Annotated in this window: 23 protein-coding genes, 1 pseudogene and 3 riboswitches; of the genes and pseudogenes, 9 read left to right on the forward strand and 15 right to left on the reverse strand. The window is 46.8% G+C overall.

All coding sequences use genetic code 11. The features are described 5' to 3' along the window. Positions 1-493 precede the first annotated feature (493 nt). Positions 494-1,837 (forward strand): citrate/malate transporter CimH, encoded by a 1,344-nt coding sequence (locus L3V45_RS18485; RefSeq protein ID WP_014306094.1) that lies wholly within the window; start codon positions 494-496, stop codon positions 1,835-1,837. A 35-nt stretch (positions 1,838-1,872) separates the two neighbouring features. On the opposite strand, the gene L3V45_RS18490 is transcribed toward L3V45_RS18485, so the two are convergent. The 4 genes from L3V45_RS18490 to L3V45_RS18505 form a co-directional block, all read right to left on the reverse strand. Beyond that, complete coding sequence (locus tag L3V45_RS18490) at positions 1,873-2,715, reverse strand: polysaccharide deacetylase family protein (protein WP_234949511.1); 843 nt, start codon at positions 2,713-2,715, stop codon at positions 1,873-1,875. Between the two features lie 99 nt (positions 2,716-2,814). Beyond that, entirely contained in the window at positions 2,815-3,915 is a 1,101-nt protein-coding gene (locus tag L3V45_RS18495; protein ID WP_014306096.1) for an ABC transporter ATP-binding protein, read from the reverse strand. A gap of 117 nt (positions 3,916-4,032) precedes the next feature. Further along, positions 4,033-4,926, reverse strand: coding sequence for a PucR family transcriptional regulator (locus L3V45_RS18500; RefSeq protein WP_003150820.1), 894 nt, complete (start codon positions 4,924-4,926; stop codon positions 4,033-4,035). A 165-nt stretch (positions 4,927-5,091) separates the two neighbouring features. After that, positions 5,092-5,928 (reverse strand): YitT family protein, encoded by an 837-nt coding sequence (locus L3V45_RS18505; protein ID WP_003150818.1) that lies wholly within the window; start codon positions 5,926-5,928, stop codon positions 5,092-5,094. 66 nt (positions 5,929-5,994) lie between these two features. Further along, positions 5,995-6,096: riboswitch (guanidine-I (ykkC/yxkD leader) on the reverse strand. A gap of 346 nt (positions 6,097-6,442) precedes the next feature. Here L3V45_RS18505 and L3V45_RS18510 point away from each other — a divergent pair. Next, positions 6,443-6,982: a DUF4352 domain-containing protein gene (locus tag L3V45_RS18510; RefSeq protein ID WP_119834765.1), complete on the forward strand. Its 540-nt coding sequence runs from the start codon at positions 6,443-6,445 to the stop codon at positions 6,980-6,982. A gap of 46 nt (positions 6,983-7,028) precedes the next feature. Here the strand turns inward: L3V45_RS18510 and galE are convergent, their stop codons facing one another. Further along, positions 7,029-8,045, reverse strand: coding sequence for a UDP-glucose 4-epimerase GalE (gene galE / locus L3V45_RS18515; protein ID WP_032857205.1), 1,017 nt, complete (start codon positions 8,043-8,045; stop codon positions 7,029-7,031). A gap of 210 nt (positions 8,046-8,255) precedes the next feature. Here galE and pepT point away from each other — a divergent pair, with 210 nt between their 5' ends. The 4 genes from pepT to L3V45_RS18535 all read left to right on the forward strand — a co-directional run bounded on the left by pepT (position 8,256) and on the right by L3V45_RS18535 (position 12,197). Continuing rightward, the gene (gene pepT, locus L3V45_RS18520) at positions 8,256-9,488 is read left to right on the forward strand and encodes a peptidase T (protein ID WP_003150810.1); all 1,233 of its coding nucleotides are present in this window, start codon (positions 8,256-8,258) and stop codon (positions 9,486-9,488) included. A gap of 576 nt (positions 9,489-10,064) precedes the next feature. Further along, positions 10,065-10,232 carry a hypothetical protein gene (locus L3V45_RS18525; protein WP_003150808.1) on the forward strand — a complete coding sequence of 56 codons (168 nt, stop codon included), beginning with the start codon at positions 10,065-10,067 and terminating at the stop codon, positions 10,230-10,232. A gap of 102 nt (positions 10,233-10,334) precedes the next feature. Then, positions 10,335-10,811 carry an LURP-one-related/scramblase family protein gene (locus L3V45_RS18530; protein ID WP_003150780.1) on the forward strand — a complete coding sequence of 159 codons (477 nt, stop codon included), beginning with the start codon at positions 10,335-10,337 and terminating at the stop codon, positions 10,809-10,811. Positions 10,812-10,895: 84 nt separating this feature from the next. Then, a riboswitch (SAM riboswitch) is annotated at positions 10,896-10,982 on the forward strand. A gap of 78 nt (positions 10,983-11,060) precedes the next feature. Further along, complete coding sequence (locus tag L3V45_RS18535) at positions 11,061-12,197, forward strand: 5-methyltetrahydropteroyltriglutamate--homocysteine S-methyltransferase (RefSeq protein WP_234949512.1); 1,137 nt, start codon at positions 11,061-11,063, stop codon at positions 12,195-12,197. A gap of 32 nt (positions 12,198-12,229) precedes the next feature. Here the strand turns inward: L3V45_RS18535 and L3V45_RS18540 are convergent, their stop codons facing one another. Further along, entirely contained in the window at positions 12,230-13,111 is an 882-nt protein-coding gene (locus tag L3V45_RS18540) for a methyltransferase domain-containing protein (protein WP_021734073.1), read from the reverse strand. 362 nt (positions 13,112-13,473) lie between these two features. Further along, positions 13,474-13,574, forward strand: a riboswitch (purine riboswitch). Between the two features lie 139 nt (positions 13,575-13,713). Between L3V45_RS18540 and L3V45_RS18545 the strand changes: the two genes are divergently transcribed. Beyond that, on the forward strand, positions 13,714-14,907 hold the full coding sequence (locus L3V45_RS18545; RefSeq protein ID WP_003150774.1) for a NupC/NupG family nucleoside CNT transporter: 1,194 nt from the start codon (positions 13,714-13,716) through the stop codon (positions 14,905-14,907). Positions 14,908-14,954: 47 nt separating this feature from the next. Here L3V45_RS18545 and L3V45_RS18550 read toward each other — a convergent pair whose 3' ends face one another. The 3 genes from L3V45_RS18550 to L3V45_RS18560 all read right to left on the reverse strand — a co-directional run bounded on the left by L3V45_RS18550 (position 14,955) and on the right by L3V45_RS18560 (position 18,355). Then, positions 14,955-15,629: a DUF3298 and DUF4163 domain-containing protein gene (locus L3V45_RS18550; RefSeq protein WP_003150773.1), complete on the reverse strand. Its 675-nt coding sequence runs from the start codon at positions 15,627-15,629 to the stop codon at positions 14,955-14,957. Positions 15,630-15,768: 139 nt separating this feature from the next. Continuing rightward, positions 15,769-16,017, reverse strand: a complete 249-nt coding sequence (locus L3V45_RS18555) for a hypothetical protein (protein ID WP_046341506.1) — start codon at positions 16,015-16,017, stop codon at positions 15,769-15,771. Between the two features lie 286 nt (positions 16,018-16,303). Next, positions 16,304-18,355 carry a catalase gene (locus L3V45_RS18560; RefSeq protein WP_201489119.1) on the reverse strand — a complete coding sequence of 684 codons (2,052 nt, stop codon included), beginning with the start codon at positions 18,353-18,355 and terminating at the stop codon, positions 16,304-16,306. A 200-nt stretch (positions 18,356-18,555) separates the two neighbouring features. On the opposite strand from L3V45_RS18560, the gene citH reads away from it, so the two are divergent. Further along, positions 18,556-19,836 (forward strand): citrate transporter CitH, encoded by a 1,281-nt coding sequence (gene citH, locus L3V45_RS18565; RefSeq protein WP_236837184.1) that lies wholly within the window; start codon positions 18,556-18,558, stop codon positions 19,834-19,836. A gap of 41 nt (positions 19,837-19,877) precedes the next feature. Here citH and bglS read toward each other — a convergent pair whose 3' ends face one another. Continuing rightward, the gene (gene bglS / locus L3V45_RS18570) at positions 19,878-20,609 is read right to left on the reverse strand and encodes a beta-glucanase (RefSeq protein ID WP_003150769.1); all 732 of its coding nucleotides are present in this window, start codon (positions 20,607-20,609) and stop codon (positions 19,878-19,880) included. Positions 20,610-20,856: 247 nt separating this feature from the next. After that, positions 20,857-21,652, reverse strand: a pseudogene (gene licT / locus L3V45_RS18575) (BglG family transcription antiterminator LicT). Positions 21,653-21,823: 171 nt separating this feature from the next. On the opposite strand from licT, the gene L3V45_RS18580 reads away from it, so the two are divergent. Next, the gene (locus L3V45_RS18580; protein ID WP_236837189.1) at positions 21,824-23,074 is read left to right on the forward strand and encodes an MFS transporter; all 1,251 of its coding nucleotides are present in this window, start codon (positions 21,824-21,826) and stop codon (positions 23,072-23,074) included. Between the two features lie 30 nt (positions 23,075-23,104). On the opposite strand, the gene L3V45_RS18585 is transcribed toward L3V45_RS18580, so the two are convergent. From L3V45_RS18585 to L3V45_RS18600, 4 genes are read right to left on the reverse strand one after another with little or no spacing between them, the layout of a single operon-like run. Beyond that, positions 23,105-24,544 carry a DEAD/DEAH box helicase gene (locus tag L3V45_RS18585; protein WP_015418533.1) on the reverse strand — a complete coding sequence of 480 codons (1,440 nt, stop codon included), beginning with the start codon at positions 24,542-24,544 and terminating at the stop codon, positions 23,105-23,107. Positions 24,545-24,598: 54 nt separating this feature from the next. Then, positions 24,599-24,973 carry a hypothetical protein gene (locus tag L3V45_RS18590; RefSeq protein ID WP_204530085.1) on the reverse strand — a complete coding sequence of 125 codons (375 nt, stop codon included), beginning with the start codon at positions 24,971-24,973 and terminating at the stop codon, positions 24,599-24,601. Further along, positions 24,954-25,298 (reverse strand): hypothetical protein, encoded by a 345-nt coding sequence (locus L3V45_RS18595; protein ID WP_015387504.1) that lies wholly within the window; start codon positions 25,296-25,298, stop codon positions 24,954-24,956. Before L3V45_RS18595 ends, L3V45_RS18590 begins: the two co-directional genes overlap by 20 nt. After that, positions 25,285-25,650 (reverse strand): SMI1/KNR4 family protein, encoded by a 366-nt coding sequence (locus L3V45_RS18600; protein WP_003150757.1) that lies wholly within the window; start codon positions 25,648-25,650, stop codon positions 25,285-25,287. The genes L3V45_RS18595 and L3V45_RS18600 overlap by 14 nt, the downstream gene beginning before the upstream one ends. Positions 25,651-25,669 lie beyond the last annotated feature (19 nt).

Here is a 25,669-nt window from a genome sequence, read left to right on the forward strand (position 1 = left end):
CCTCCAATCTGGTAAATTGCTCAACATTTCACAAACATAGTGAAATCATTGCTCGGTATTTCACAAAAAATGATATATTTGCTCAATGTTTCACAAATTCGTCAAAACTATTGAAATATCAGCCTGTACACCCTGGGGGACAGCGGCTGTCATAGAAATGATTCAATATCATTACTTTACAACGATTCAGCCCAAAAAAAAAGATCAATATACCTAAAATCAGGCTGAAATTGTGACTGATTATTGTCGGATTTGTAGAGATTTTATGTCAGCACCTAGGATATTTGTCCCTTTGATATCGTACCTCTTTTTTATTCGTGTGGCGAACAAAATGCTTTTCTCGGTGAAAAAGCCCGCCAAATCGCCATTTTGAGAAAGAAAATGTGAAGAAAGCATGTCCTCTAGTAAATTCATAATATATGAACAATTTAAATTTTTTAGTATACTTTAAATGGGGATATTTTTTCACTACATAACGACTGGGGGAACAAGCATGGGAGAACTTCAACCAAAATTGCAAACGGATTCAATCCAAAAACAGGAACGGACTGATAACTGGTTTGCCAGAGCAATGAATATAAGAATCGGCATTATTCCTCTTCCTATCTATATCCTGCTTTTCTTGCTTATTACGGTGTTTGTCATGAGCCGTGATGTAAAAAGCGACATTCTGACATCAATTGCCGTCATGAGTTTTTTCGGATTTACCTTCGGCCAGATCGGAAAATCCATTCCGATCGTGCGGTCCATCGGCGGCCCTGCGATTCTCGCAACCTTTATTCCATCCGCTGTCGTCTACTACCACCTGCTTCCGAAAGACATTATTACTTCAACAACAGAATTCACGGAAAGCTCCAACTTTCTCTATCTATTTATTGCCGGTATCGTCGTCGGCAGTATTCTCGGGATGAAAAGAGAGACGCTCGTCAAAGCTTTCGTTAAGATTTTTATTCCGCTGATCGCCGGGTCTATCGCGGCCGCCATCGTCGGCTTATGCGTCGGGACGCTGCTCGGGCTCGGCTTTCAGCACACGCTGCTTTATATCGTCGTTCCGATTATGGCGGGGGGTGTCGGTGAAGGCGCGATTCCTTTATCCATCGGCTACTCCGATATTATGCCGATGTCCCAGGGAGACGCCTTTGCGCTTGTGCTGCCGTCCATCATGCTCGGCAGCCTGTGCGCCATTATGTTATCGGGTTTGCTGAATGTCATCGGGAAACGCAAACCGGAATGGACGGGCAACGGGAAGGTTGATAAGTCTGATCATTCCGCTCCCGCATTGGAACAGCCGGCCGATGATAAAACGTTTGATTTGTCCTTTTTCGCTTCGGGCGGTATTTTAGCGGTTTCCCTTTATTTGGTCGGCATGCTGGCGCATGATTTCTTTCAGCTTCCGGCTCCAGTCGTGATGCTCGTCCTTGCCGTTCTCATTAAGCTGTTCAGGCTGGCGCCGGCTTCGATTGAAAACGGAGCCTTCGGCGTCTCGCGCTTTTTCTCGACAGCCGTGACCTATCCGCTCTTATTTGCGATCGGCGTTTCAATGACACCGTGGGACAAACTGATTGCGGCGTTTACGATCAGCAACATCATTACCATTTTATCAATCGTCGTCACGATGATGGCCGTCGGTTTTCTGACCGGAAAATGGCTGAATCTGTACCCGATTGAGACGGCGGTTATTAATGCCTGCCATTCCGGCCAGGGCGGCACCGGCGACGTCGCGATCTTGAGCGCCGCTGAACGGCTTGAGCTTATGCCGTTCGCCCAAGTGTCGACCAGAATCGGCGGAGCGATTACCGTGAGCGTCACCCTTCTGCTGCTTCATCAATTCTATTAAACTGAAAAAAAGCCTCCGCATATGCGGAGGCTTTGTTATTTCATCACATTTTGAATATAAGAGCCGAATGCCGCGCCGGACATGCCCGGCGACACACGGACGCGGTGAAGCCCGTAAAGCCCCTGATCTCTAGACGCCGCTCCCGGCTCTGTCGTGACCGCCATACGGTAGCCTGACGAGGCGGCGGCTTTAAATGTTTCTTTATTATATCGTCCGACAGGGTAGCTGATCATAGACGTCCGCTGCCCGAACATTTGATCAAATAAACGCTTAGAGTCCTTCATTTCACGTCGCTGCTGCTGCGGTGTGAGCCCGTTCAATTCGAGATGGTTCATCGTATGGCTCTGAATGGAAATGCCGTGGGCGGCCATCTCCTTCATTTGCTTCTCAGTCAGATGATTCTTATGCCCGATAAAGTTTCCGATCATAAAGATTGTCGCTTTCATCTTGTATTTCTTTAAAATGGGATAGGCCGCTTTCACATTGTCTGTATAGCCGTCATCAAATGTGATCAGAACACATTTTTCACGCGGCTCCTTATCCTCCGTCAGCATCAGATAGGCTTCTTCAGGAGTCATCGTATAATAGCCGTGATCATGAAGCCACTTCATATGCTGCCGGAATTCTTCCTTCGGCACACGCAGGCTGTTTCCCTCTGAAATGCTGTGATACATCAGAATCGGCAGTCTCGCCGTCCCTTTCGTTTGAACCCAGACGGACGTATCCGGCTCTTTTTTGATTTGCCTCTTTACGGACTTTTTTTCGCTGTGCGCTTCTGCCTTCGGAATGCTTTGTTCGGCGCTTGCCTCATGGCCCGAGCAGGCGGCAAGTGTAAACACGGCAGCCAAAAGGCACATGCACATGATCATGCGTTTCATCGTTTTCCTGCTTTCTGTCTTCTATTTACTTTTTATATCGGTTATGCGTCATAAATTGTTACATCAAAAAAACCGGACATCCAGCTGTCCGGCTTTGCGTTATGAGCGGATTCTGATTTCTGTTTCACTGTCAAAAAAGTGAGCCTTATTCATGTCGAAAGCGACGGTCAATTCCTCACCGGCACGAATGTCATGGCGGGCATCAATCCGGGCGATAAAATCCTGATCCCCGATCCGGGAATAAACCATAATTTCTGACCCGAGCAATTCCGCGACATTGATTTTAGCTGTGATGGATGAATTCTTATAAGATTCTACCACAATCAGCTCGTCATGTATGTCTTCCGGGCGGATGCCGAAGATGATATCTTTGCCGGCATACCCTTTTTCCCGGAGCATTTTCATTTTCCCTTCCGGCACGCTGAGAGCGGCTGAACCGATCTGAATGGCGCCGTCCGTCAGCTTTCCTTTGAAAAAGTTCATCGCCGGAGAACCGATGAACCCGCCGACAAATACGTTTTCGGGATGTTCATACACTTCTTTCGGGGTGCCGATCTGCTGAATTTTTCCGTCCTTCATGACTACGATGCGTGTCGCCATCGTCAGTGCTTCTGTTTGGTCGTGCGTCACATAGATTGTGGTTGTTTGCAGCCTTTGGTGGAGCTTAATAATTTCTGCCCGCATCTGCACCCGAAGCTTTGCGTCCAGATTTGACAGCGGCTCATCCATTAAGAACACTTTGGCGTCCCTGACAATCGCCCGCCCTAATGCAACCCGCTGACGCTGTCCGCCGGAGAGCGCCTTCGGTTTGCGGTGCAGATACTCTGTGAGCCCCAGCATTTTCGCCGCTTCTTCAACCCGTTTTTTAATCTCCGGTTTCGGCATCTTCCTCAGCTTCAGACCGAATGCGATATTATCATAGACCGTCATGTGCGGATATAACGCATAGTTTTGAAACACCATGGCGATATCCCTGTCTTTAGGAGCGATGTCATTCACTCTCGTGTCACCGATATAGAAATCGCCCTTCGTAATGTCTTCCAGCCCGGCTACCATCCGCAAAGTTGTCGACTTGCCGCAACCCGACGGACCGACAAACACGATAAACTCTTTATCTTTAATATGAAGGTTAAAATCATCGACAGCCGCTTCTTTTTGATCGTAATACTTATAAATATGCTCGAGCCGAAGTTCCGCCATGTATATCCCCCTTTATTTGTAAACGCTTTCTTAAATAGGATTGTAACAGCGTCAGACGGCGGCGGATATAGGCAATGTTCATAAAAAAAGTCCGCTGCCTTCGTGCACATTTCCCATTTAATGTGATTTTTCATATTGCAGACAAATGAAATAAGCCAGCAGGGCGCCCCGATATGTCTTAATATCAATACCTGAGCGTTCCGCAAATTTATCAATCCGATATTGAAGACTGTTGCGGTGCAAATGCAGTTTTTTCGATGTGAGCGACATGTTCGAGTTATGTTCAATAAAAGTCTGAATCGTATGCTTCAGCTCCGGTTCTTTCTGAAACAGCAGCGCCGCTTCTTCGTGAAGCAAGGCTGAGAGCTTTTCTCTGCTTTCCTCCGTGAGCATGGCCGGAAATACCGTTTCCGCGGTCAGCGTGCTCAGCTGCGGGAGATGACGCCGGCCGATCTGACAATATTGCTGTTCTCTCTGATAATGAAGGCGCAGACGTTCCCCCTTGCAGTAATACCTTCCGACGAAAAAACGAACACTGAAATAAAAATCGCCTTCGAGAATCTTCACAAAAGATGCGATGTCATCCGAATCTGGCGCTTCCAGCTTTTCTTCCTCCACAATCACGCCATGATCCCTCCCCGTCCGGACAACTGTATATGAAACCGGCCAGAAATGGCGCAGCGCTTCTGTGAATGCCCCCCAGTCCCGTTCTCCCAATAAGTCATAATGGATAAAACGGACACGCGGCTCCTTGACATCAGGCACCGGACCTTCTTCCAGCAGAAAACGCCGCCACCTCTTTGCTGCCGCCGTCTCCGGAAAAAAAACGCCTTTTTCTTCAGCGGGCGTCAAAAATGATTCCAGAAGCAGTTTCTCCTTCGGGGTGATATCCTCCTTCGGAATGGCGACATAGACCCGCCTTTTCTCATCATAAAAGCAAAAGACATCCTCCGCCGTACAGCACGTATCAGACAACACAGCCCTCGGGTAAATTGCCAATAACGGGTTCATATGCGCTCCTTTCTATCGCTCTATCATATTTTCAGTATAAAACGTCCGGCCGATTGTATCCACTTCGTTTTAAGAAACAGCTTTCAGGCTATTTCCCGGGAAACGAATCATAACCGCTTCTGCCGGCATAAGAAAAAACCCTCCGCGCCGGCAGAGGGATCCTTTTTATTTAGAGATATCGACGAAGCCTTCACCAAAGACATCACGCACATCATGAACAATGACAAACGCTTTTGTATCACAGCTTTTAATAATTTTTTTGAGCATGGAAAGCTCTTGTTTCTGGATGACGATATATAAAATTTCCTTCGACTGCCCCGTGTAATTTCCTTTACCCGACAGCAGCGTAACCCCTCTGTCCATCAGCGTGTTGACCTGTTCAGCGATTTCGTGCTTATGCTCAGATATAATTGTCACCGCTTTTTTCGTATTCAGGCCTTCAATGATAAAGTCCATCACCTTCGTTCCGATGTACAGCATAACAATGGTAAACATCATTTTTTCCGCACCGATGATGAAATAAGAACTGAAGACGACAATCAGATCAAAGAACAAAAGCGCATAGCTGATATTCCAATCGAGATATTTGTTCGCAATCCTCGCCAAAATGGCAGAACCCGCAGTCGTGCCACCGACTCGAATAATGATCCCGATTCCGACACCGGCAAACACACCCGCAAAAATAGTATTAATAATGAGTTCATGTGAAGGCGAGTGCCAATCATGCGTCAGATGCAGAAACAGTGAGTTGGCGACAACGGTAATGATCGTATAAAGCGTTGTTTTTCCGTCTAAAAATTTATATCCGATAATCAATAAAATCCCGTTCAAAATGATATTCGTCACCCCGGGCGACCATTCAAACACATAGTACAAGATCAGGGTGATTCCCGTTACCCCGCCCTCTCCAAGATCATTCGGAATGGCGAATAAATTAACGGCCAAAGCAAAGATAAAAGCTCCAATAATCAGCATCAGCACATCCAGCAATCTCTTTTTCATCCCAGACACTCCCTTTTTTATAAAATCAAAAAAGCCCGGGAGAGCACTCTTCATTAAAAGAGCAGAAACTCCCGGGCTTTTATCCCAACGTGTCACAGCAGGAACCTGCTGTGTGTTTTCTCTCGGTCCAGACCAATTCAGCATTGCGGAACCCTAGAAAACCACTGTTTTTTATGTTCAGTTTTTATATTATCTTTCAAGATTATACGGGAAATCACGAACATGTTCAACCACTCTTTTTTCATTAAACCTATGGAAAATGCGAACGATCTGCCGATACTAAAAAGGACCTTAAAATACATGACTAAAAAATCATTAAAATACTTTTTTTCTCAAAATATTATTGACTATAGGTTATTTTACAGGCATTATAGTATGTAGTTTTTAAGAAATAGTTTACATAGGAGGAAATATTATGGCAGGCAACCTGGTGTCTTGTAAGGCGTGCGGCAAAGAAATCGCTAAAGGCGTTAAAAAATGCCCAAACTGCGGTAAAGATCAGAGAAACTTTTTCATGAGACATAAAATCATCACATTGCTTCTGGCAGTGGTGGTTATTATCATTCTCGTAAACATCGGCGGCGGAGGCGGTTCTTCATCATCTAAAACTGCGTCTTCAAAAGCTGCGGAATCTAAAGAAAAACTGTATAACATCGGTGACACTGTTAAGACTGAGAAAACTGAAGTTACTGTTACGAAAGTGGAAAAAAGAGATTCAGTAGGCTCTCAATTTGTCGAGAAAAAAGCGTCTGACGGCGGCGTTATCGTAGCTGTTCAATACACGGTTAAAAATGTTTCAAACAAGCCGTTAAGCTCTTTCTCCATTCCAAGAGCGAAATTAGTAGATTCTAAAGGAACATCTTATGATTCAGATATTGATGCTTCTTCAAGCTATGCAACAGAAACAAAAGTAGACAACAGTAAAATTTTAAGTGACTTGAACCCGAACATTAAAGTGACTGACGTAAAAGCTTTTGAAGTGGATAAAAACGCATACTCTAAAGGCACTTGGAAATTAAAGTTCAGCAACGATGTTGAAGTGAAAATTAAATAATCATCATAACAAAAGAGACCCTCATCATTTGAAGGTCTCTTTCTTTTTACACCTTTTGGTACCCGTTCACATTGGAGGACTGCCACTTCCAAGAGTCGGCGCACATTTCTTCAAGCCCGCGCTTTGCTTCCCAGCCTAATTCAGCCTTCGCTTTGGCCGGGTCTGCGAAGCATGCGGCGATGTCTCCCGGGCGCCGGTCGGCAAAACGGTACGGCACTTCTTTTCCTGATACTTTTTCAAACGCCTTGACCATCTCCAGAACGCTGTAGCCTCTTCCTGTGCCGAGATTATAGGCGTCGGCGCCCGTTGTGTTCAGCACCTTTTCGAGCGCTTTGACATGGCCCTCGGCAAGGTCAACGACATGGATGTAATCCCGCACGCCGGTGCCGTCCTTTGTCGGATAATCATTGCCGAACACCTGCAATCGCTCAAGCTTGCCCACAGCGACTTGTGCGACGTACGGCATTAAATTATTCGGGATGCCGTTCGGGTCTTCTCCGATCCGGCCGCTCGGGTGCGCGCCGAACGGATTAAAGTAGCGGAGCAGCGCAATGCTCCATTCAGAGTCCGCATTATGCAGATCGCGTAAAATCTGTTCCAGCATCAGCTTTGTCTGCCCGTAAGGATTGGTGGCGCTTAAAGGAAAATCCTCAGTGATCGGCGTTGTTTCCGGAACGCCGTAAACCGTCGCTGAAGAACTGAAGACGATTTTTTTCACACCGTGTGCCTGCATGGCTTCACATAAAATAAACGTTCCCGTCAGATTATTATGATAATAACGGAGCGGAACAGCCACAGACTCACCGACGGCTTTTAATCCCGCAAAATGAATGACGGCTTCAATCTCATTTTCAGCAAACACCCGGTGAACGGCGTCACGGTCAAGGAGATCCGCTTCATAAAACACAAGCCCTTTTCCGGTAATGTCTTTCACACGCTCCAATGCTTCCGGTGAACTGTTTGACAGATTATCCAGAACCACGATGTCATAGCCGCCGTTTAACAGCTCGACACATGTGTGGCTTCCGATATAACCCGCTCCGCCTGTCACTAAAATCGCCATGAAGAAAGCCTCCCCTATTGAATGAATTGACCATATTATATCGGTTTTTTCTTCCTCAATCATCCATTTCCAAAAAGTTTAATCGTTTAGTCATCGTTTCTTCATAATTTATTTTCATTCGCGTAAAAAACAGAGCCCTCGATTCAAACGGGTTGTGAAATAGAAATCCCTCCCCCGCGCATGGTAAGATAAGACAAAGGAGATGACGGTATGAAAAATGAAATCATTGAACGCTTTACCTCTTACGTAAAAGTCGATACACAGTCTGACGAAAACAATGAAAACTGCCCTTCAACCCCCGGCCAGCTGACATTGGCCAACATGCTGGCAGATGAATTAAAGTCGATCGGCATGACAGAAATTACAGTCGATGACAACGGGTACGTCATGGCGACTCTGCCGGCGAATACGGATAAAGACGTGCCGACTGTCGGTTTTCTGGCTCACGTGGACACCGCGACCGATTTTACCGGAAAAAATGTGAATCCTCAGATTATTGAAAGCTACGACGGGCATGATATCGTTCTGAATGACAAACTCAATGTCGTCCTGTCGCCTGAGCAATTCCCGGAACTTTCCCGCTATAAAGGCCAGACGCTGATTACAACAGACGGCACGACGCTGCTCGGAGCCGACAACAAAGCGGGCATTGCCGAGATCATGACGGCAATGGCGTACTTGATCAAACATCCGGACATCAAGCACGGAACGATCCGAGTCGCGTTCACGCCTGATGAAGAAATCGGCAGAGGCCCTCACAAATTCGATGTCGGCCGCTTCAACGCCGCGTTCGCCTACACGATAGACGGAGGCCCCCTCGGCGAACTGCAATATGAAAGCTTTAACGCAGCCGCCGCAAAGCTTACTTGTTACGGAAAAAGCGTCCACCCGGGAACGGCGAAAAACAAAATGGTCAACGCTTCAAAAATCGCGATGGAATTTCATCACGCGCTGCCGAAAGAAGAAGCGCCGGAATATACGGAAGGGTATGAAGGCTTCTATCATTTACTTTCCATGGACGGAGACGTTTCTGAAGCCGCCCTGTCGTACATCATCAGAGATTTTGACAGAGACCGCTTCGCAGAACGAAAAGAATATATGCAGAAAACCGCCGATGCGCTGGCGGCCAAATACGGCAAGGAAAGCATCAAGCTTGAACTGCGTGATCAATATTACAACATGAGAGAAAAAATCGAACCGGTCAAAGAGATAGTCGATGTCGCGTATCAAGCCATGAAAAACCTCGACATCGAACCGATTATCGAACCGATCCGGGGCGGAACCGACGGCTCACAGCTCTCTTACATGGGACTGCCGACACCGAACATTTTCACGGGCGGCCAAAACTTCCACGGAAAATATGAATACATTTCCGTCGATCATATGGAAAAGGCGGTAAACGTCATTGTTGAAATCGCCAGGCTCTTTGAAGAGCGCGCTTAAAACCAAAGCCCCCTGCTTTGGTTTTTTTCTTTCACATGAAACCTTTCCTTCTTTCTTTCCGTATATAAGGTATGAAATGGAAAGAAGGAGTGAAGACTATGGCAAGAGGGACTGTAGCGAAAGAATTGAAAAAAACCTTAAAAGACCCGCGTGTACTGGAGACAAAATCAAACCCTTTTAAAAAACTGCGGAAAATGTTCAAACGATTTTTTTAAGATAACATCTCGTTTTCTTTAAAAAAATAAAGAAAGCGCTGTCAACTCGCAGTCATCTGTTAGAAGCAGTTATTTTGCATATCATAAGGTTTTTTAGGGTACTGAATAACACAAAGCAAACGAAAACACCGAAGTAGTTAATTAGACACTTACAAAAAATAGTAAAAAAGTTATATAAACGATCATCATTCATCAGCCGATACAATCTATAGAACCACAACAAGAGCAAAATTTCTTCAACCCATAGTTATTTTTACGGAAAATGACGTTATTTTTTAAAAAAGTGACAATTGTTTGAATACTTTTCGTTTGTTTTTTCGTACAATAATAATACCAAAACTTTTTTTGGGAGGTATGTAAAATGATGCTACTTATTTTCGCTGCTTTGACAGGGTATCTTGTTTTCTCTTTCAGTAAGGACAACCGCCGGAAAACGCCAAAGACAAGCCCGCTGGTGACAGCTGCCGACACGAATAACATCATTGATTTAAATGCGATCCGTCAAAAACGCCGGATGCCGCTATCATAAAAACGACAGCTGCCGCAAAATCGGCAGCCTTTTTTTATGCACCCGGCCGATATGAAACCTTCCGCCTCCTTTTTTCGTACAACATAAAAAAGGAGTTTTTTTATGTACCATTTTTACATCAAAGAGCGAATGTTTACGTTTAAGAATCGTTTTCAAGTGTTTCTTGAAAGCGGAAAAGAAGTCTACAATGTTGAAGGAAAGCTGTTTTCATTCGGTGATGAACTGAAGCTGACTGATTTGGACGGCCGCACGCTCGCCAGCGTCAATCAGAAACTGATGTCGCTCGTTCCCCGTTACGAGATTTCCGTCAGCGGCAAACCCGTCTGCCAAGTCATCAAGAAAGTCACGTTTTTCAAACCGAAATTTGAAATTTCCGGACTCGGCTGGAATCTTACCGGCGATGTGTGGGGCCGGAATTTTCAAGTGACAGACGGAAAATCAAACCGGATGACCGTCACCAAATCATGGATGAGCTGGGGCGATTCCTATCATTTGCAGATTGAAAAGGAAGAGGATATTGCTCTTTGTCTTGCCATCGCCATCGTGATAGATATGATTCTATTTGAGGGTGACAAATAAAAATATTTATCGAAATATATTGACAATATGAGAAAACATACTAAGATTAAGAGTATTACAGTTTATTCTGAAAAATAGCATATTTCCTTATCAAGAGAGGTGGAGGGACTGGCCCTATGATACCCGGCAACCGCTGTTCAGCAGAATGGTGCTAAATCCTGAAGATAAGGTTGAGATTTGCGGACGCAAGCTCTTCCCTATCCGAGGGAAGAGTTTTTTTATATTTCATCAGGAAAGAAGGAATCGTTCATGTCACAGCAAAACACAGAACAACCATCGCATACTCTTCTAAGAAAAAACCCGCCGTTTCGCGCGGATCAGGTCGGAAGCCTGCTGCGGCCGGCGGCTGTGAAGCAAGCCCGCCTGCAAAGAGCGGCGGGTGAGATTTCGGCAGAACAGCTGCGCGAAATCGAAAACAGAGAAATCATCCGCAGCGTGGAAAAGCAGAAAGAAACCGGCCTCAATGTCGTGACTGACGGCGAATTCCGCCGTGCCTGGTGGCATTTTGATTTTCTCGAAAATTTAGACGGGGTTGAGGCATTTACGCCTGAAAGCGGCATTCAGTTTCACAACGTACGGACGAAAGCGCGCGGCATTAAAGTAACGGGTGATATTGATTTTTCTCAGCATCCGATGCTCGAAGATTATAAATTCCTGCACAGCATTGCCGGCGATGCTGTTCCGAAAATGACCATCCCAAGTCCGAATATGCTGTTTTTCCGCGGAAAATTGGAAAAAGCGGACTACCAGAATGATTACAAACAATTTCAGCACGATGTGTCAAAAGCGTATAAAAAAGCGATTCAAGCTTTCTATGACGCCGGGTGCCGCTACCTTCAGCTTGATGACACCGCATGGGCCGTTTTCTTATCTGAAGCGGGGCTTCGTCAGATTGAAGATTTCGGCACAACGCCGGATGAGCTGCGCAAGCTGTTTGCCGCTTCCATTAATGACGCGATCAAGGACCGCCCTGACGATCTGAAGGTTACGATGCATATCTGCCGCGGCAACTTCCAATCCACATGGACGGCTGAAGGCGGCTATGATGCAGCGGCTGAAACGATTTTTGACGGGCTTGACCTTGACGGATTGTTCCTGGAATATGATGATTCCCGCTCCGGCGGCTTTGAACCGCTCCGCTATGTCAAACGCTCTGATCTTCAGCTTGTGCTTGGATTGATTACATCAAAACATGGCGAACTTGAAGACAAGGACGCGATTAAACGCCGGATTGAAGAAGCTTCACAATATGTCAGCCTGGATCAGCTTTGCCTCAGCCCGCAATGCGGATTCGCCTCCACTGAGGAAGGAAACCTGATCACAGAAGAACAGCAATGGGCGAAACTGCGTCATGTCGTCAGCATTGCCGGTGAAGTCTGGAAATAAAAAAAGACACGCAATCAGCGTGTCTTTTCTGTTTACAGAGGACCGGTTCCGATTAAAATATCGATATCTATCGTAATATCCGCCGCTTTTCGGCTGATAAACCGCCGGATGCTTTCATCAGTACATTTCCATGTTAAGGGCGTCATTTTCACAAGCCGCTCGAGGTCAGGCTGCGATAAGGTCTTCGTGTAACACAGCCGTTTGCGCTCAAAGGTTTGAAAGCCCGCTTGGAATCGTCCGGCCGCAGAATCGGCGGTGTCATTCCGCCGAGGACTGTCTCCGAAGAAGAATTCCCTTACTTCCTTCAAATAATCACGCCGCGGCACCGCTTTAATGACTGTGCCGCCCTTTCGTAAAAGCCTGCTGCATTCCTTGTAATTCCAAGGTGATAAAACAGACATCACGACATCAAAACAGCTGTCGGCAAACGGCGCATCCGCCACATCAGCAACGGCAAAAACCAAATGATCCCCGAAGGCCTTTGCGGCATGCAGCACACCTTCTTTCGAAAGATCAATGCCGATTCCCGTCACGGAAAAAGCGGGCTGAAGCCATTTGCATACGGCGGCTAAATGAGTACCTTCTCCGCATCCCGCATCCAATATCGCCGCCGTTGTTTGCGGAGATTGAATGCGGCTGATGATGGCGGCGATCTCCTTTTGAACCGGGACAAAAAATTCCCGGCTGTCAAAAAGAGCGCGTCTCGCTTCGAACAGCCGCCTGTCATAGCGGGTTTTGACCGATTTATTGAGGAAATTCACATATCCTTGCTTTGATATATCAAATGTATGCCCGTGTCCGCACATCAAGCTTTTGTATTGTGAGACCGCCATGGCCGAACTGCATAGCGGACACCTGAATACGGACTGGCATGATTGCAGTAATTCCGCGCGTTTTCTTTTTATAGACGTCAATAAAAACACCTCATTCATTCGTTATTCCGATGAAATGAAAAAGGCATAGACAAATAAACCTCGCAAAATTGGAAGTTTAACCTATTTATCTATACCTCTCATTATCTGTAACGAATGAACTGAATGATCATGAAAATGACCCCTTTTCTGCCGTCTTTTGAAGGCGGTGCCCTCAGATCCATTTTATCAGCTGCATCCCGTCTTTACAATGAACCGGAACTATTTTTCGGGGGCTTTTATACCTTTATTATCCAATTACTTGTGAACATCCTTTATTTTCTTTATTTATAATATAAATTTATTATTTTGAAAATATCTAAAAAGGTTGATTTTCAAAAATTGAAACGATAAAATACTGCTATCTCATGTAATATCGTTATTCTTGTATATGATCAGTAATATGGTCTGATTGTTTCTACCTAGTGCCGTAAAAGACTAGACTACAAGAAAGTTTGCATAAATTTGAACGAGTGAAAAGCATATGATGCTGTCAGTCTATTCTTTTCTTTTGGCTCTTATTTATCACACTTTCTGGCTTTCAGGAATTTGTGACGAATAAGAGCTTTTTTTATTTCCATAATACCCTTATAGGAGTTGCTCACATGTACTTTTTATTGAACATTGTCGGTCTCATTGTTGTCATGGCTGTTGTTTTCTTATGCTCACCCAACAAGAAGAAGATTAAATGGCGTCCGATTGTTATGCTCCTCGTCTTTGAGTTTCTGATTACTTGGTTTATGTTAGGGACAAAAGTCGGCGGCTTTGTCATCGGGAAGATCGGCGCGTTCTTTACATGGCTGATTTCCTGCGCCAGTCAAGGGATTGCCTTCGCCTTTCCGTCTGTCATGGCGAACCCGACGGTTGATTTTTTCTTCAGCGCATTGCTGCCGATTATCTTCGTCGTGACCTTCTTTGATATGCTGTCGTATTTCGGTATTCTGCCGTGGCTCATTGATAAAATCGGCTGGCTGATTTCTAAAATATCCCGTCTGCCGAAGCTGGAGAGCTTTTTCTCCATCCAGATGATGTTTTTAGGAAATACGGAAGCTTTAGCCGTCATCCGCCAGCAGCTTGCCGCCGTCAGCAACAATCGGCTTCTGACATTCGGGCTGATGAGCATGAGCAGCATCAGCGGTTCGATCATCGGATCGTACTTGACGATGGTTCCGTCCACTTATGTGTTTACAGCCATCCCGCTGAATTGCTTAAACGCGCTTTTAATCGCCAATATGCTGAATCCCGTGGACGTTTCTAAAGAGGATGATATTATTTACGTTCCTTCAAAAGCGGAGAAAAAAGACTTCTTCTCCACGATTTCTAACAGTATGCTTGTCGGCATGAACATGGTCATTGTTATTTTAGCGATGGTAATCGGATATGTGGCGTTAACGGCTGCGTTAAACGGCGTACTCGGACTGTTCATGCACGGTTTGACCATTCAAAAGATTTTCTCATACATCTTCAGTCCGTTTGCCTTCCTTCTCGGATTAGGCGTACATGACGCGATGTATGTAGCACAGCTGATGGGCATCAAGCTCGCGACGAATGAATTTGTGGCAATGGCCGATCTGAAAGGGCAGCTGAAATCACTTCCGCCGCACACGATTGCCGTGGCTACGACATTCCTGACATCATTCGCAAACTTCAGCACCATCGGTATGATCTACGGATCTTATCAATCTCTGCTTGATGGTGAAAAATCAGCCATCATCGGGAAAAACGTCTGGAAGCTGCTTGTCAGCGGAATTGCCGTTTCCTTATTGAGCGCAGCGATTGTCGGATTGTTTGTCTGGTAAAAGAAAAAAAGCGATACCGCTCCGTTTTGGAGTGATATCGCTTTTTTTTATTGATAGACGGATGCAGGCACGAAAACGTCCCGGATTCCTGCCGCGTACGGTCCGAGATCATATTGTCCGAACACAACGGCAATGCCGTTTTTCGTAAAGAAGAAAGGTCTTTCGTTATTGAGGATGATCTCTTGTTTTTTGACGTCCTGGTCAAACAGATCGTTATGTTTCTTAATGTAGCCGTAAAGATAGTCTCTCGTTTTGTTGGCTTTCGTTTTTGTATTCAGCACATCATTGAGTGTGACCCGTTTTTTTGCGGCCAGGTCGTAATTAAAGGTCTGAACGGCTGTCAGCCCGTGTGCGCCGCCTGTGTAACTGTAGTTTTCCGTCTGAATGCTGAGCTTGCCGCCTTGATTATACTTCACCTTGAAATCTGCCTGGTATTCCGCTTTGTAGCCTTGTTTTTCACCGTCTTTTTTGTTTTTTACATATTCTTTGTACGAGTTTTCAATATAGCGTTTGAAGTCCTGATTGATTTTCTTTTCAAAAGATGCGTTTCCCGTATTTGTGACCTCGGGGTACGTCAGCTGCTTTACATGCTTATACGTCTGGCTTTTGACGACGGGCTTTGCGGTTTGCGCGGCCTCGGCTGAAGGCGCGAAACCTCCGAACGGCGCGGCTGTCAGCACGGTTAAGAGCACGGCCGCCATCATTTTGAATGCTTTTTTCATCACAACTCCTCCTTTTCATTACCGTTCCCTTTTTGAAAACGGTTTACACTCTATAGACAGCGCAGATCAGCAAATTGTTTCTGGGCCTTCTTTCACATTTTCTCCATGAAAAAAGAGACATGGATAATCCACGCCTCTTTTACCGTGAAGGTCTTTGCGCAATGGCTTCATAAACGGCTTCCGCCAAATCGGAGTTGCCGAACATCTCCAAAACGCCGATGACGGTTTGATCAGGAATCGGTTCTGATTCCTCCTTCGGCACGACAAGCTCTTCAGCCGTTTTTCGCAGCTCTTCGTTTAAAGGCTGTCCGGGGTAAGCCTTGCTGTAAATGGCCATCGGATCAAGGTCATGATTGACGCACCATTGGGCAAACACCAAAATCATCATGTTTTCGTCACGCCGGTAATATTCTTCGAGTTGTTTTTCGGTAAACGGCTTCACTATCAATCGCTCCTCCAGAAAATCTACCCCTAAGATACACAAACACAGAGCGGAAGTAAACCAAAGAGGGTGAAACATATTATTTCATCAACCCGCCTGCTTTAAATAATGCAATGCCCTGACTGTCCCGGACAGCGGAAGGTACGGATTTGCACGGAAGCAATTTCGTTTTCTCCCAATATTCTTTCACAAGAAAAAAGCGCCCCTCTCATAAAAAGGCGCTTTTTCATTCTTATATGTTTCTGTGCCAATGCCGATGCTCAGCCACGGCTTTCAGAAATTGTTCATGGTTTCCGTCCGGAACAAGACCGGGGCCGCTTTCGGTTCCGGCGGCGAGGGCGAGAAGTTCTTTTCCTTCACCGGAGGCGCCGATCGCTTTGTAATGGCTGAAAGCTTCGTTGACGAAGTCTCTGGCCGATTTTTGGGCTTTGAGGCTGTCTGTGCTTTGTTTTCCGCCCGGAATGAAAACAGCGTCGTACAGGACGGAATCCGCTGTCAGGAACGTGGCTGACGCTTCGAGCTCCGTGCCGTTTTCTCCCTTAACGGTTCCAAGCACAGGACTGATGATATCGGCTCTGACTCCCGCCTGTTTGCATGCGTCAAGCACTTGTTTGACTTGCTCATCAGAAAACCCGTGGTCGGTTAAAACCGCAACCTGCCTTGTCGCTGCCGTCTTCACCGTGTTTTCCTGGCTTAAGGCCGGGGAAGTGAACGTTTCATTAGATTCACGGTCCTTCGGCGGCGGGTTCACGCCGATTCCTTTCGCAACACGCTCGGCAAGCCCGGCGTCGACGTGACTGAAGACATCAACCACCTGCTGCTGCACATCCTTGCTGTTCACTTTTCCGACTTCAAAACAGAACGCGGAGATGATATGTTCTTTCTCGGCGGGAGACATGCTGTTCCAGAACATCTTGGCCTGAGAAAAATAGTCATTGAAGCTCTCACTGCGCTGGCGGATTTTTCTGCCTTCTACTTTTTCCTGGTAATGAACGTATCCGCCTTCTTCTTCTGAGGCCGGCGACGGATCATTGTTCTGCAGGGAATTTTTATGATAGGCGACAGGTCCCTTATTAATCGTCATCCGGTGGTAGCCGTCGTATTGGTTGTTATGGAACGGGCAGACCGGCCGATTGATCGGAATCTCGTGAAAATTCGGCCCGCCAAGACGGATGAGCTGTGTATCTGTATAAGAGAAAAGCCGGCCTTGAAGAAGCGGATCATTGGTGAAATCAATGCCCGGCACGACATTTCCCGGGTGAAAGGCGACCTGTTCCGTTTCCGCAAAGACATTGTCCTGATTGCGGTCGAGGGTCATTTTTCCGATCAGCTTGACGGGAACCAACTCCTCCGGCCACAGCTTCGTCGGATCAAGGATATCGAAATCAAATTTAAATTCATCTTCTTCGTCAATCATCTGAACACCGAGCTCATACTCGACTTTGCCGCCGTTTTCAATCGTTTCCCACAGGTCGCGGCGGTTGAAATCGGGATCTTTCCCGGCAATTTTCTGCGCTTCATCCCATACGAGGGAATGAACGCCGAGCACGGGTTTCCAGTGGAATTTGACAAAGCGCGCTTTTCCTTTCTCGTTGACGAAACGGAACGTATGCACACCGAAGCCCTCCATCATCCGATAGCTTCGCGGGATGCCGCGGTCAGACATCGTCCACATGACCATGTGCGCGGATTCAGGATTGTTTGCGACAAAATCCCAGAACGTATCATGAGCCGTCGCAGCCTGCGGCATTTCATTGTGCGGTTCCGGTTTTATGGCGTGAACGAGATCCGGGAATTTGATCGCGTCCTGAATGAAGAACACCGGAATATTGTTTCCGACGAGGTCATAGTTCCCTTCTTCAGTATAAAACTTCGTCGCAAATCCCCTGGCGTCACGGACGGTGTCGGCTGACCCCTTGGAGCCTGCCACTGTTGAGAAACGGACGAAAACAGGTGTTTTGACAGACGGGTCCTGCAAAAATTTCGCCCGTGTATATTCCGTCATCGGTTCGTACACCTGAAAATGCCCATGAACGCCGTACCCGCGTGCATGAACAACCCGTTCCGGAATCCGCTCGTGGTCAAAGTGCGTCATTTTTTCACGAAAATGAAAATCCTCCATCAGCGTGGGGCCGCGGACGCCCGCTTTTAAAGAATGCTCATCCTCAGACACGCGAAGCCCCTGATTGGTCGTCATTTTTTTGCCGCTGTTATCAGATCGGTACTGCTCCAGCTGTTCGTCCTTTGAGTGTTCATTTACTCGTTTGTTTTGATCATCACTCATGTCAGTTCCCCCTTCTAAAACGAAACATTCTACAGCACATTTACCCGCGGCGTTCTTTAAATAAACTGCTGATCCGCTCATTAGGATTTTAGGTCTGTATTTACGTATGCGGTCATACACATTTTGAAATAAGCCATTTTCACAGAAACAAAATGTGAAAGCGCTTACCAAAACAGCTGTTGAACAGGGGAGGTCATATCATGCTTGCCATACTCGGTTTTGTGATGATGATTGTTTTTATGTACCTTATTATGTCTAACCGGCTTTCCGCACTTATTGCTTTGATTGTCGTTCCTGTTGTGTTTGCCCTGATCAGCGGATTTGGCAAAGATCTTGGCGGGATGATGATTCAGGGTGTTACAGACCTCGCTCCTACCGGGATTATGCTGTTATTCGCCATCCTGTATTTCGGCATTATGATCGACTCAGGCCTGTTTGATCCTCTCATTGCCAAAATCTTATCGTTTGTCAAAGGAGACCCGTTAAAAATCGCCGTAGGGACAGCGGTTCTGACGATGACCATTTCGCTGGACGGAGATGGGACAACAACGTATATGATTACGATTGCGGCAATGCTGCCCCTTTACAAACGGCTCGGCATGAACCGTTTGGTGCTGGCGGGGATTGCGATGCTCGGTTCGGGCGTCATGAATATTATTCCGTGGGGCGGACCGACGGCGAGGGTTTTGGCTTCCTTGAAATTGGACACGTCAGAAGTTTTTACGCCGCTGATTCCCGCTATGATCGCCGGCGTTCTCTGGGTGATCGCCGTTGCTTATCTCCTTGGAAAAAAAGAACGGAAGCGTCTCGGCATCATTTCGATTGAACACGCGCCGTCTTCTGATCCGGAGGCGGCGCCGCTGAAGCGTCCCGCTCTCCAGTGGTTTAACCTGCTGCTGACTGTCGCTCTGATGGCCGCGCTGATCACCAGCCTGCTTCCCATCCCTGTTCTTTTTATGATCGCGTTCGCCATCGCCTTGATGATCAACTATCCAAATGTCAAAGAGCAGCAGAAACGGATTTCGGCGCATGCGGGTAATGCGTTAAACGTTGTCTCAATGGTGTTTGCGGCAGGCATATTTACAGGCATTCTCTCAGGCACAAAAATGGTCGATGCGATGGCGCATTCTCTCGTTTCCCTCATCCCTGATGCCATGGGTCCGCATCTGCCGTTGATCACGGCGATTGCCAGCATGCCTTTCACCTTTTTCATGTCGAATGACGCCTTTTACTTCGGTGTCCTTCCCATCATCGCCGAAGCCGCTTCCACTTACGGAATAGACGCCGCTGAAATCGGAAGGGCCTCCTTGCTGGGGCAGCCTGTGCATCTGCTCAGCCCGCTTGTGCCTTCCACCTATCTATTGGTCGGAATGGCAGGCGTCAGCTTTGGCGACCATCAAAAATTCACTATTAAATGGGCCGTGGGGACAACAATTGTGATGACGATTGCGGCGCTTTTGATTGGGATTATTTCGTTTTAATTAAAAAAGGATTTCCGCTGGCGGAAATCCTTTTCTGTACATTATTTTTTTGTATAGCGCACCCAGTCATAATGAGCGTATAGCGGATTTACACCATTGTAGGAACCGAGCCAGTCATCGACACCTATCCCATTCCACAAGTTCATCATGATCTTTCCCGGTGTTGTCGGGATTTGGCTTGTCGCAGTATGTTTTAATTGCCCATCGACATACCATTTTATAGAGTTCGGCTGCCAATCGAACGCATACGTATGATAGGCATTGGCCGCGTCAAATCCGAGATCTGCAACCTTCTCATGGTTTCCCGCGCCATTTGTATAATAATTAAATTGAACCTTTGTCGTGTCTTTTCCTAAAAATTCGATATCAATCTCATCCCAAGGGGTACCATCCGTTGGACCTGTATAAGTGAAGAACGATGAAACGATCCCCGTGTTTTTAGCCGGTTTCATTCTGACTTCATAAAGTCCATAGCCATAGGTTTGAGCGGAGCGGTTCTCCCCGCAGTCAAACTTGTTATAAGACGGGCTTGTCAGCGCCAAACGCATTTCACCTGATGACGTCACGGATACATTATTTGCACGCCAAGTGCAGTTGAACATATCTCCATTGGAGTAACCATTTGCTTTTTGCCAGAAACCGGAGTTATAGCTGTTAAAAGGTTCAAAAAACGATCCGCCTGTTTGAGCTGATGCAGCAGAAGTGATCGCACACAAACTCAAAAACAATCCAGTGACAAGAATGAGCAGCACTCGTTTCATACGATAAAACATGTCGGCATTCCCCTTTCTTTGAGAGCGATTTCTTTATCGATCATACATGATTCTGTTAAAAGGGAACATCGGTCAGAATAATGATAATAACGAATCTTAAAAAAACCTAAATTACCATCAGCAAAAACAGAAATGATCCGCGCTCATTGTAATTTAGGTTTTGCATGCTTATCAGCAACAATCCTAACAAGATCATATGTGAATGTAAGAAAAAATGAATCCAAGAACAATAATGCCAACGCTTTCATTATGCTTGTTTGACTACCCTTTCTATGTGAATCGTTAAATACAGCAGCTCGTCACTGGTGAGCTTGTGCTCATACTCTCTCTCAATCCAGGTTTGGATTTTCTTCGTGCATTCATACGCCCGACGGTATTTTTCTCCAGCAAAAAGTCGATGTGTGCCGTTAAAAAGACGCTGCGCGAAAAACTTTATGTGGGTGACAAACCGATAATAGTGAAGCGATTCTTCGTTGAATTCAATCTTAAAATGGTATTTTACGATCCTCAAAATCTCTTGCATGACTTTTGTAATGCTGATGATATTGGGCATCTCCTCATTTACAATATGCAGCGCAATAAAACCTGCTTCATCCTCCGGCAGAGACACGCCAGTCTTGTTTTTTACCATGATCAGCGATTCTTTTCCGATTGCAAATTCGTCTTTGTAGAGCCGCTTCGTTTCCCACAGCAAGGCGTTTTTGATATCCAACCCTTTCTTATTGCGCTGAATGGCAAAGTTAATATGGTCGGTCAGCGACACATAGATGCTGTCGTTGAGCTTTTTGCCAAGCTGTAATTTCGCATAGCTGATAATCTCCTCGGATACTTCCATATACTCGATCGGAATATCATACAAAAGGGTTTTGAACTTCGGATACATCTTTGTTATCGAGGGTGAGCACTTTCTCAATGCGGGCTTCATCTGCCGGATCTCCCGTTTTCTTTTGAAAAGCAATGCCCCGGCCCATGATGACCAATTCCTGATTGCCTTCTTTGAGCACACTGACGACATTATTATTAATGACTTTCGCAATCTTCAATTCCGTCTCCCTCCCGCCTGACCATTTACCTGCTACACCTTGATTGTACATCCTTTTTGTACCAGGTCAATATCTCCAGGTCAATCAGAAAACGCCGTTCAGAAATCATTGTCCAACAATGAGGCAGAGGCGCATATAATGCAGAGAACCGGTTTTTGGGAAGGAGCGTGTGTGATGAAACGGTTTTCGAAAGAAGAAAGCAGCTGGATGCTGTATGATTGGGCCAATTCAGCTTATTCGGTCATTATTATGACGGCGGTGTTCCCCTTGTTTTTTAAAGCGGCGGCGGCGGAAAACGGCGTCAGCGCAGCTGATTCCACCGCTTATTTAGGCTATACGATTGCCGCCGCGACTTTTATTTTGGCGATGCTCAGCCCCGTCTTAGGAACGATTGCCGACTACAAAGGATGCAAGAAACGGTTTTTTGCCTTCTTTTTTCTGATCGGTGTGGCGGGCACCGCCACGCTGGCTTTGATTCCCGGCGAATCTTGGATGCTGTTATTAATTTGTTATACGATTTCCACGATCGGCTTTGCCGGATCTAATGTGTTTTATGATGCGTTTCTCGTTGATGTGGCCGCAAAGGAGCGGATGAATATGGTGTCCGCCAGGGGGTTTGGACTGGGCTATATCGGCAGTACAATCCCTTTTCTCCTCAGCATTGCCGTGATTCTGTCAGCACAAGCGGAGGTGATTCCGCTGTCCGCCAAGACTGCGGGCCGCATTGCCTTTTTAATTACGGCGGCATGGTGGGGACTGTTTTCGATTCCGCTCCTTCTCCGCGTCCGCCAGCGCTATTATATCGAGAGGGAGCCGCGGCTTGTGATCAGCAGTTTTATACGGCTGGCCGGCACGCTGAAGCAGATCAGGAAGCACCGGGCGCTGTTTTTGTTTCTGCTCGCCTATTTCTTCTACATCGACGGGGTCGGCACCATCATTACGATGTCCACGTCATACGGGGCTGACCTCGGCATCAGCGCGGCAAATCTGCTGATTGTTTTATTTGTCACTCAGGTTGTCGCCGCGCCTTTTTCGATTTTGTACGGGCGGCTGGCCGAACGGTTTAAGGGAAAAACGATGCTTTATGCCGGGATCGGCGTGTATATGATTGTCTGCACGTATGCTTATTTTATGGATTCCGCTTTTGATTTCTGGGTTTTGGCTATGCTTGTCGCCACTTCCCAAGGAGGTATTCAGGCGCTGAGCCGCTCTTACTTTGCAAAGCTTGTCCCCAAACAGAACGCCAATGAGTTTTTCGGATTTTATAATATCTTCGGCAAGTTCGCTTCGATTATCGGCCCGCTTTTGATTGCCGTCACCGCCCAGCTGACCGGAAATTCGTCAGCCGCCGTGTTCAGCCTGATTTTGTTATTTGTGATCGGCATCGCCATCCTTGCGTTTGTGCCTGAGGAAACGGCGTAAAAAAAGCCTGCGCGCGGCAGGCTTTCTATTTTATTTCTTGGCTTTATGGACTTTCAGTTTTTTGCCTTTGACCGTCGTATTTTTCATGATGTCAAGAACGTGCGGGCCTTTTCCGTTCAGAATTTCGACGTATGATGCGTTGTCCAGAATCGTGATAATCCCGATATCATCGGCTGAAACGCCGTCGATTTTCGCGATCGTCCCGACAAAATCGACCGCTCTGAGTTTTTTCTTTTTCCCGCCGTTAAAGTACAGCTTCATGATGTCTTTGTTTAACTGTTCGCTTTTGTCTGTTTTGACATCGGGGCGGGCGTTCAATTTTTCCGCAAATGCCGCTTTCCGTTCCGCTGTTTCTTTTTCCGACGGCGCCTCCCGCTTTTGGATGCGGAAACCGATATATGTCTCAATGTCATTCAGAAAACGCGATTCAGAAGGCGTCACAAACGTAACGGCCAGTCCGCGGTGTCCGGCGCGCCCCGTTCGGCCGGTGCGGTGCACATAGCTTTCTTTTTCAAGCGGAATATCATAATTGATGACGAGGCTGATGTTTTCAATATCAATTCCTCTGGCGGCAACATCGGTCGCAATGAGATAGCGGAACTCGCCGCGTTTGAATTCATTCATGACGTCAAAGCGGTCTTCCTGCACCATGCCGCCGTGAATTTTATCGCAAGGGTAGCCCAGCCTGTCCAGCTCATCGGTTAACTGGATGACTCTTTCTTTTGTCCGGCAGAATATGATGCAGCTGTCCGGGTTTTCGGTGATCAGGACATCACGCAGCAAAGATGTTTTGTCCTCTTCTTCTGTTCTGGTGACAAAATGCTCAATGTCTTTTGTCGTCAGGCCTTCCGCTTTTACTTCAATCAATTCAGGGTCTTTCATATATGTGCGGCTCAGCTTCTCGACGTCATCCGGCAGCGTCGCTGAAAACAGCATGGTGACTCTGTTTTTCGGCAGATGCTGAATGATGGCTTCCACCTGTTCAATAAATCCCATATTCAGCATTTCATCCGCTTCGTCAATCACCACATACGCCAGCCGTTCGAGCGGCAGCGTCCCTTTTTCTATGTGATCAAGCACACGTCCCGGCGTTCCGGCAACGACGTGGCTTTTTTGCTTCAGTTCGGTTTTCTGTTTGTCAAAAGAAGCTTTTCCGAAAACCGCCGTGGCTTTTATCCGTTTGAAACGGCCGATATTCGTGATATCTTCTTTAATCTGCGCCGCAAGCTCGCGGGTCGGCGTTAAAATCAGGGCCTGCGGTTTGTTTTCCTCCCACTCCGCAAGCTCGCAGATCGGAATGCCGAAAGCCGCGGTTTTGCCGCTGCCCGTCTGCGATTTGACGACGAGGTCTTTTTTTTGCAGCGCGGCGGGGATGACGCGCCGCTGCACTTCAGTCGGCTCGGTGTATTGCAAGCCATTCAGCGCCCGTCGGATCTCGGGGCTGATCGCATATTCATTAAACTCATTCATGACTAAACTCCTTCTCTGTCCGGCTCCCCTCATTATACGCGAAATGCCGCCGCTTTACCCTGACGTTTTGCCGGGCCGTTCGGGGGACTGCTTTTTCTTCATGTCGAGCACGACCCATTTGGCGCAATAAAAGCTCATACTTCCTTCCCCGTCATCGACATAGTAGCGGATCGATTCCCAGCCGCCGTCGACTGGGCTGATATCCAGATGGATGTCGGTGATGCTTTCAAGATCATCCAGCCGGGCAGACCTCACATCCTCAAACCGCAGCACGGCATCATACTGCCCATCAGTCAGCTTCAGCTCAAACACCGGGATTTTATCATAATACTCGTTATACCCGGTATAGAACGTAAACTCCGTCAATTCAAAACAACCCGGCGAATCCGGCCCCAGCAGAACTGCTTTCTCATGTTTGTGCCATTCCATTTTGTGCCTCCTTACTTAACACCTTCTTCTCTGCTGCTTCATATTGACGGCAGTAAAAGCGGAACGTTTGGTTCTCCCACTCCTCCACGAGAAAATGCTGTCCATCATCTCCGTCAGCAGGATCAATTGCTACAATGCCTGAGCCAGCCGTTTGACTCTCCATTTCTTTTATTTGAACGGAAGAAACGTCTTTGCATGTGAGCCTTACACGAATGAGCTGATGTTCATACTCAGAGGAAAACGCCAGCTCAATTACAGAAATCTCTCGTCCCCGAAGGAGGCGGAATTCTAAAAGCTCCTGAATCAGCCACTTATTCTTTTTCATTTTCTATAAATTCTCCTATAGAAGCGGCATACAACTCAACATCGGCAGTCTCATGATCCCACAGATAGACAGTCTCCTCCATTACACTGTCCGTCTTTTTCAAGCACAGCTTATCCCCGGTTCCGTTGTCGGCAATTACGATCAAATCGTCGGGCATACTCTCTTCTCTGCACACACTGTTTTGCCTGATCACATCATCCCAGGTTTTCTGCAAACGGCTTTGTTCACGGATAGCGAAAAAAATCCACTCTCCGATCTCCGCAGGGTTCTTTTTATGAAGCAGCCGTTTATACGCTTTCGGAAAAGACGCTCTCAAGCTTTTTTCCGCAGCCCTGAACTCTTCTTCTGTCATCCTGTTATTCCTCCCCCGT

Source organism: Bacillus sp. R45 (genome assembly GCF_021729365.1).
GTDB classification, from domain to species: Bacteria; Bacillota; Bacilli; order Bacillales; family Bacillaceae; genus Bacillus; species Bacillus velezensis.

Bases quoted from the DNA above. Each gene is read 5' to 3' on its own strand.
- L3V45_RS18535 (WP_234949512.1), top strand. From the start codon at position 11,061: ATGTCACAGCAAAACACAGAACAACCATCGCATACTCTTCTAAGAAAA.
- L3V45_RS18585 (WP_015418533.1), bottom strand. From the start codon at position 24,544: ATGAATGAGTTTAATGAATATGCGATCAGCCCCGAGATCCGACGGGCG.
- L3V45_RS18550 (WP_003150773.1), bottom strand. From the start codon at position 15,629: ATGAAAAAAGCATTCAAAATGATGGCGGCCGTGCTCTTAACCGTGCTG.
- L3V45_RS18530 (WP_003150780.1), top strand. From the start codon at position 10,335: ATGTACCATTTTTACATCAAAGAGCGAATGTTTACGTTTAAGAATCGT.
- L3V45_RS18595 (WP_015387504.1), bottom strand. From the start codon at position 25,298: ATGAAAAAGAATAAGTGGCTGATTCAGGAGCTTTTAGAATTCCGCCTC.
- L3V45_RS18525 (WP_003150808.1), top strand. From the start codon at position 10,065: ATGATGCTACTTATTTTCGCTGCTTTGACAGGGTATCTTGTTTTCTCT.
- L3V45_RS18510 (WP_119834765.1), top strand. From the start codon at position 6,443: ATGAGACATAAAATCATCACATTGCTTCTGGCAGTGGTGGTTATTATC.
- L3V45_RS18600 (WP_003150757.1), bottom strand. From the start codon at position 25,650: ATGACAGAAGAAGAGTTCAGGGCTGCGGAAAAAAGCTTGAGAGCGTCT.
- L3V45_RS18545 (WP_003150774.1), top strand. From the start codon at position 13,714: ATGTACTTTTTATTGAACATTGTCGGTCTCATTGTTGTCATGGCTGTT.
- L3V45_RS18485 (WP_014306094.1), top strand. From the start codon at position 494: ATGGGAGAACTTCAACCAAAATTGCAAACGGATTCAATCCAAAAACAG.
- bglS (WP_003150769.1), bottom strand. From the start codon at position 20,609: ATGTTTTATCGTATGAAACGAGTGCTGCTCATTCTTGTCACTGGATTG.
- L3V45_RS18495 (WP_014306096.1), bottom strand. From the start codon at position 3,915: ATGGCGGAACTTCGGCTCGAGCATATTTATAAGTATTACGATCAAAAA.
- citH (WP_236837184.1), top strand. From the start codon at position 18,556: ATGCTTGCCATACTCGGTTTTGTGATGATGATTGTTTTTATGTACCTT.
- galE (WP_032857205.1), bottom strand. From the start codon at position 8,045: ATGGCGATTTTAGTGACAGGCGGAGCGGGTTATATCGGAAGCCACACA.
- L3V45_RS18555 (WP_046341506.1), bottom strand. From the start codon at position 16,017: ATGATGATTTTGGTGTTTGCCCAATGGTGCGTCAATCATGACCTTGAT.
- L3V45_RS18590 (WP_204530085.1), bottom strand. From the start codon at position 24,973: ATGGAATGGCACAAACATGAGAAAGCAGTTCTGCTGGGGCCGGATTCG.
- L3V45_RS18560 (WP_201489119.1), bottom strand. From the start codon at position 18,355: ATGAGTGATGATCAAAACAAACGAGTAAATGAACACTCAAAGGACGAA.
- pepT (WP_003150810.1), top strand. From the start codon at position 8,256: ATGAAAAATGAAATCATTGAACGCTTTACCTCTTACGTAAAAGTCGAT.
- L3V45_RS18505 (WP_003150818.1), bottom strand. From the start codon at position 5,928: ATGAAAAAGAGATTGCTGGATGTGCTGATGCTGATTATTGGAGCTTTT.
- L3V45_RS18500 (WP_003150820.1), bottom strand. From the start codon at position 4,926: ATGAACCCGTTATTGGCAATTTACCCGAGGGCTGTGTTGTCTGATACG.
- L3V45_RS18490 (WP_234949511.1), bottom strand. From the start codon at position 2,715: ATGAAACGCATGATCATGTGCATGTGCCTTTTGGCTGCCGTGTTTACA.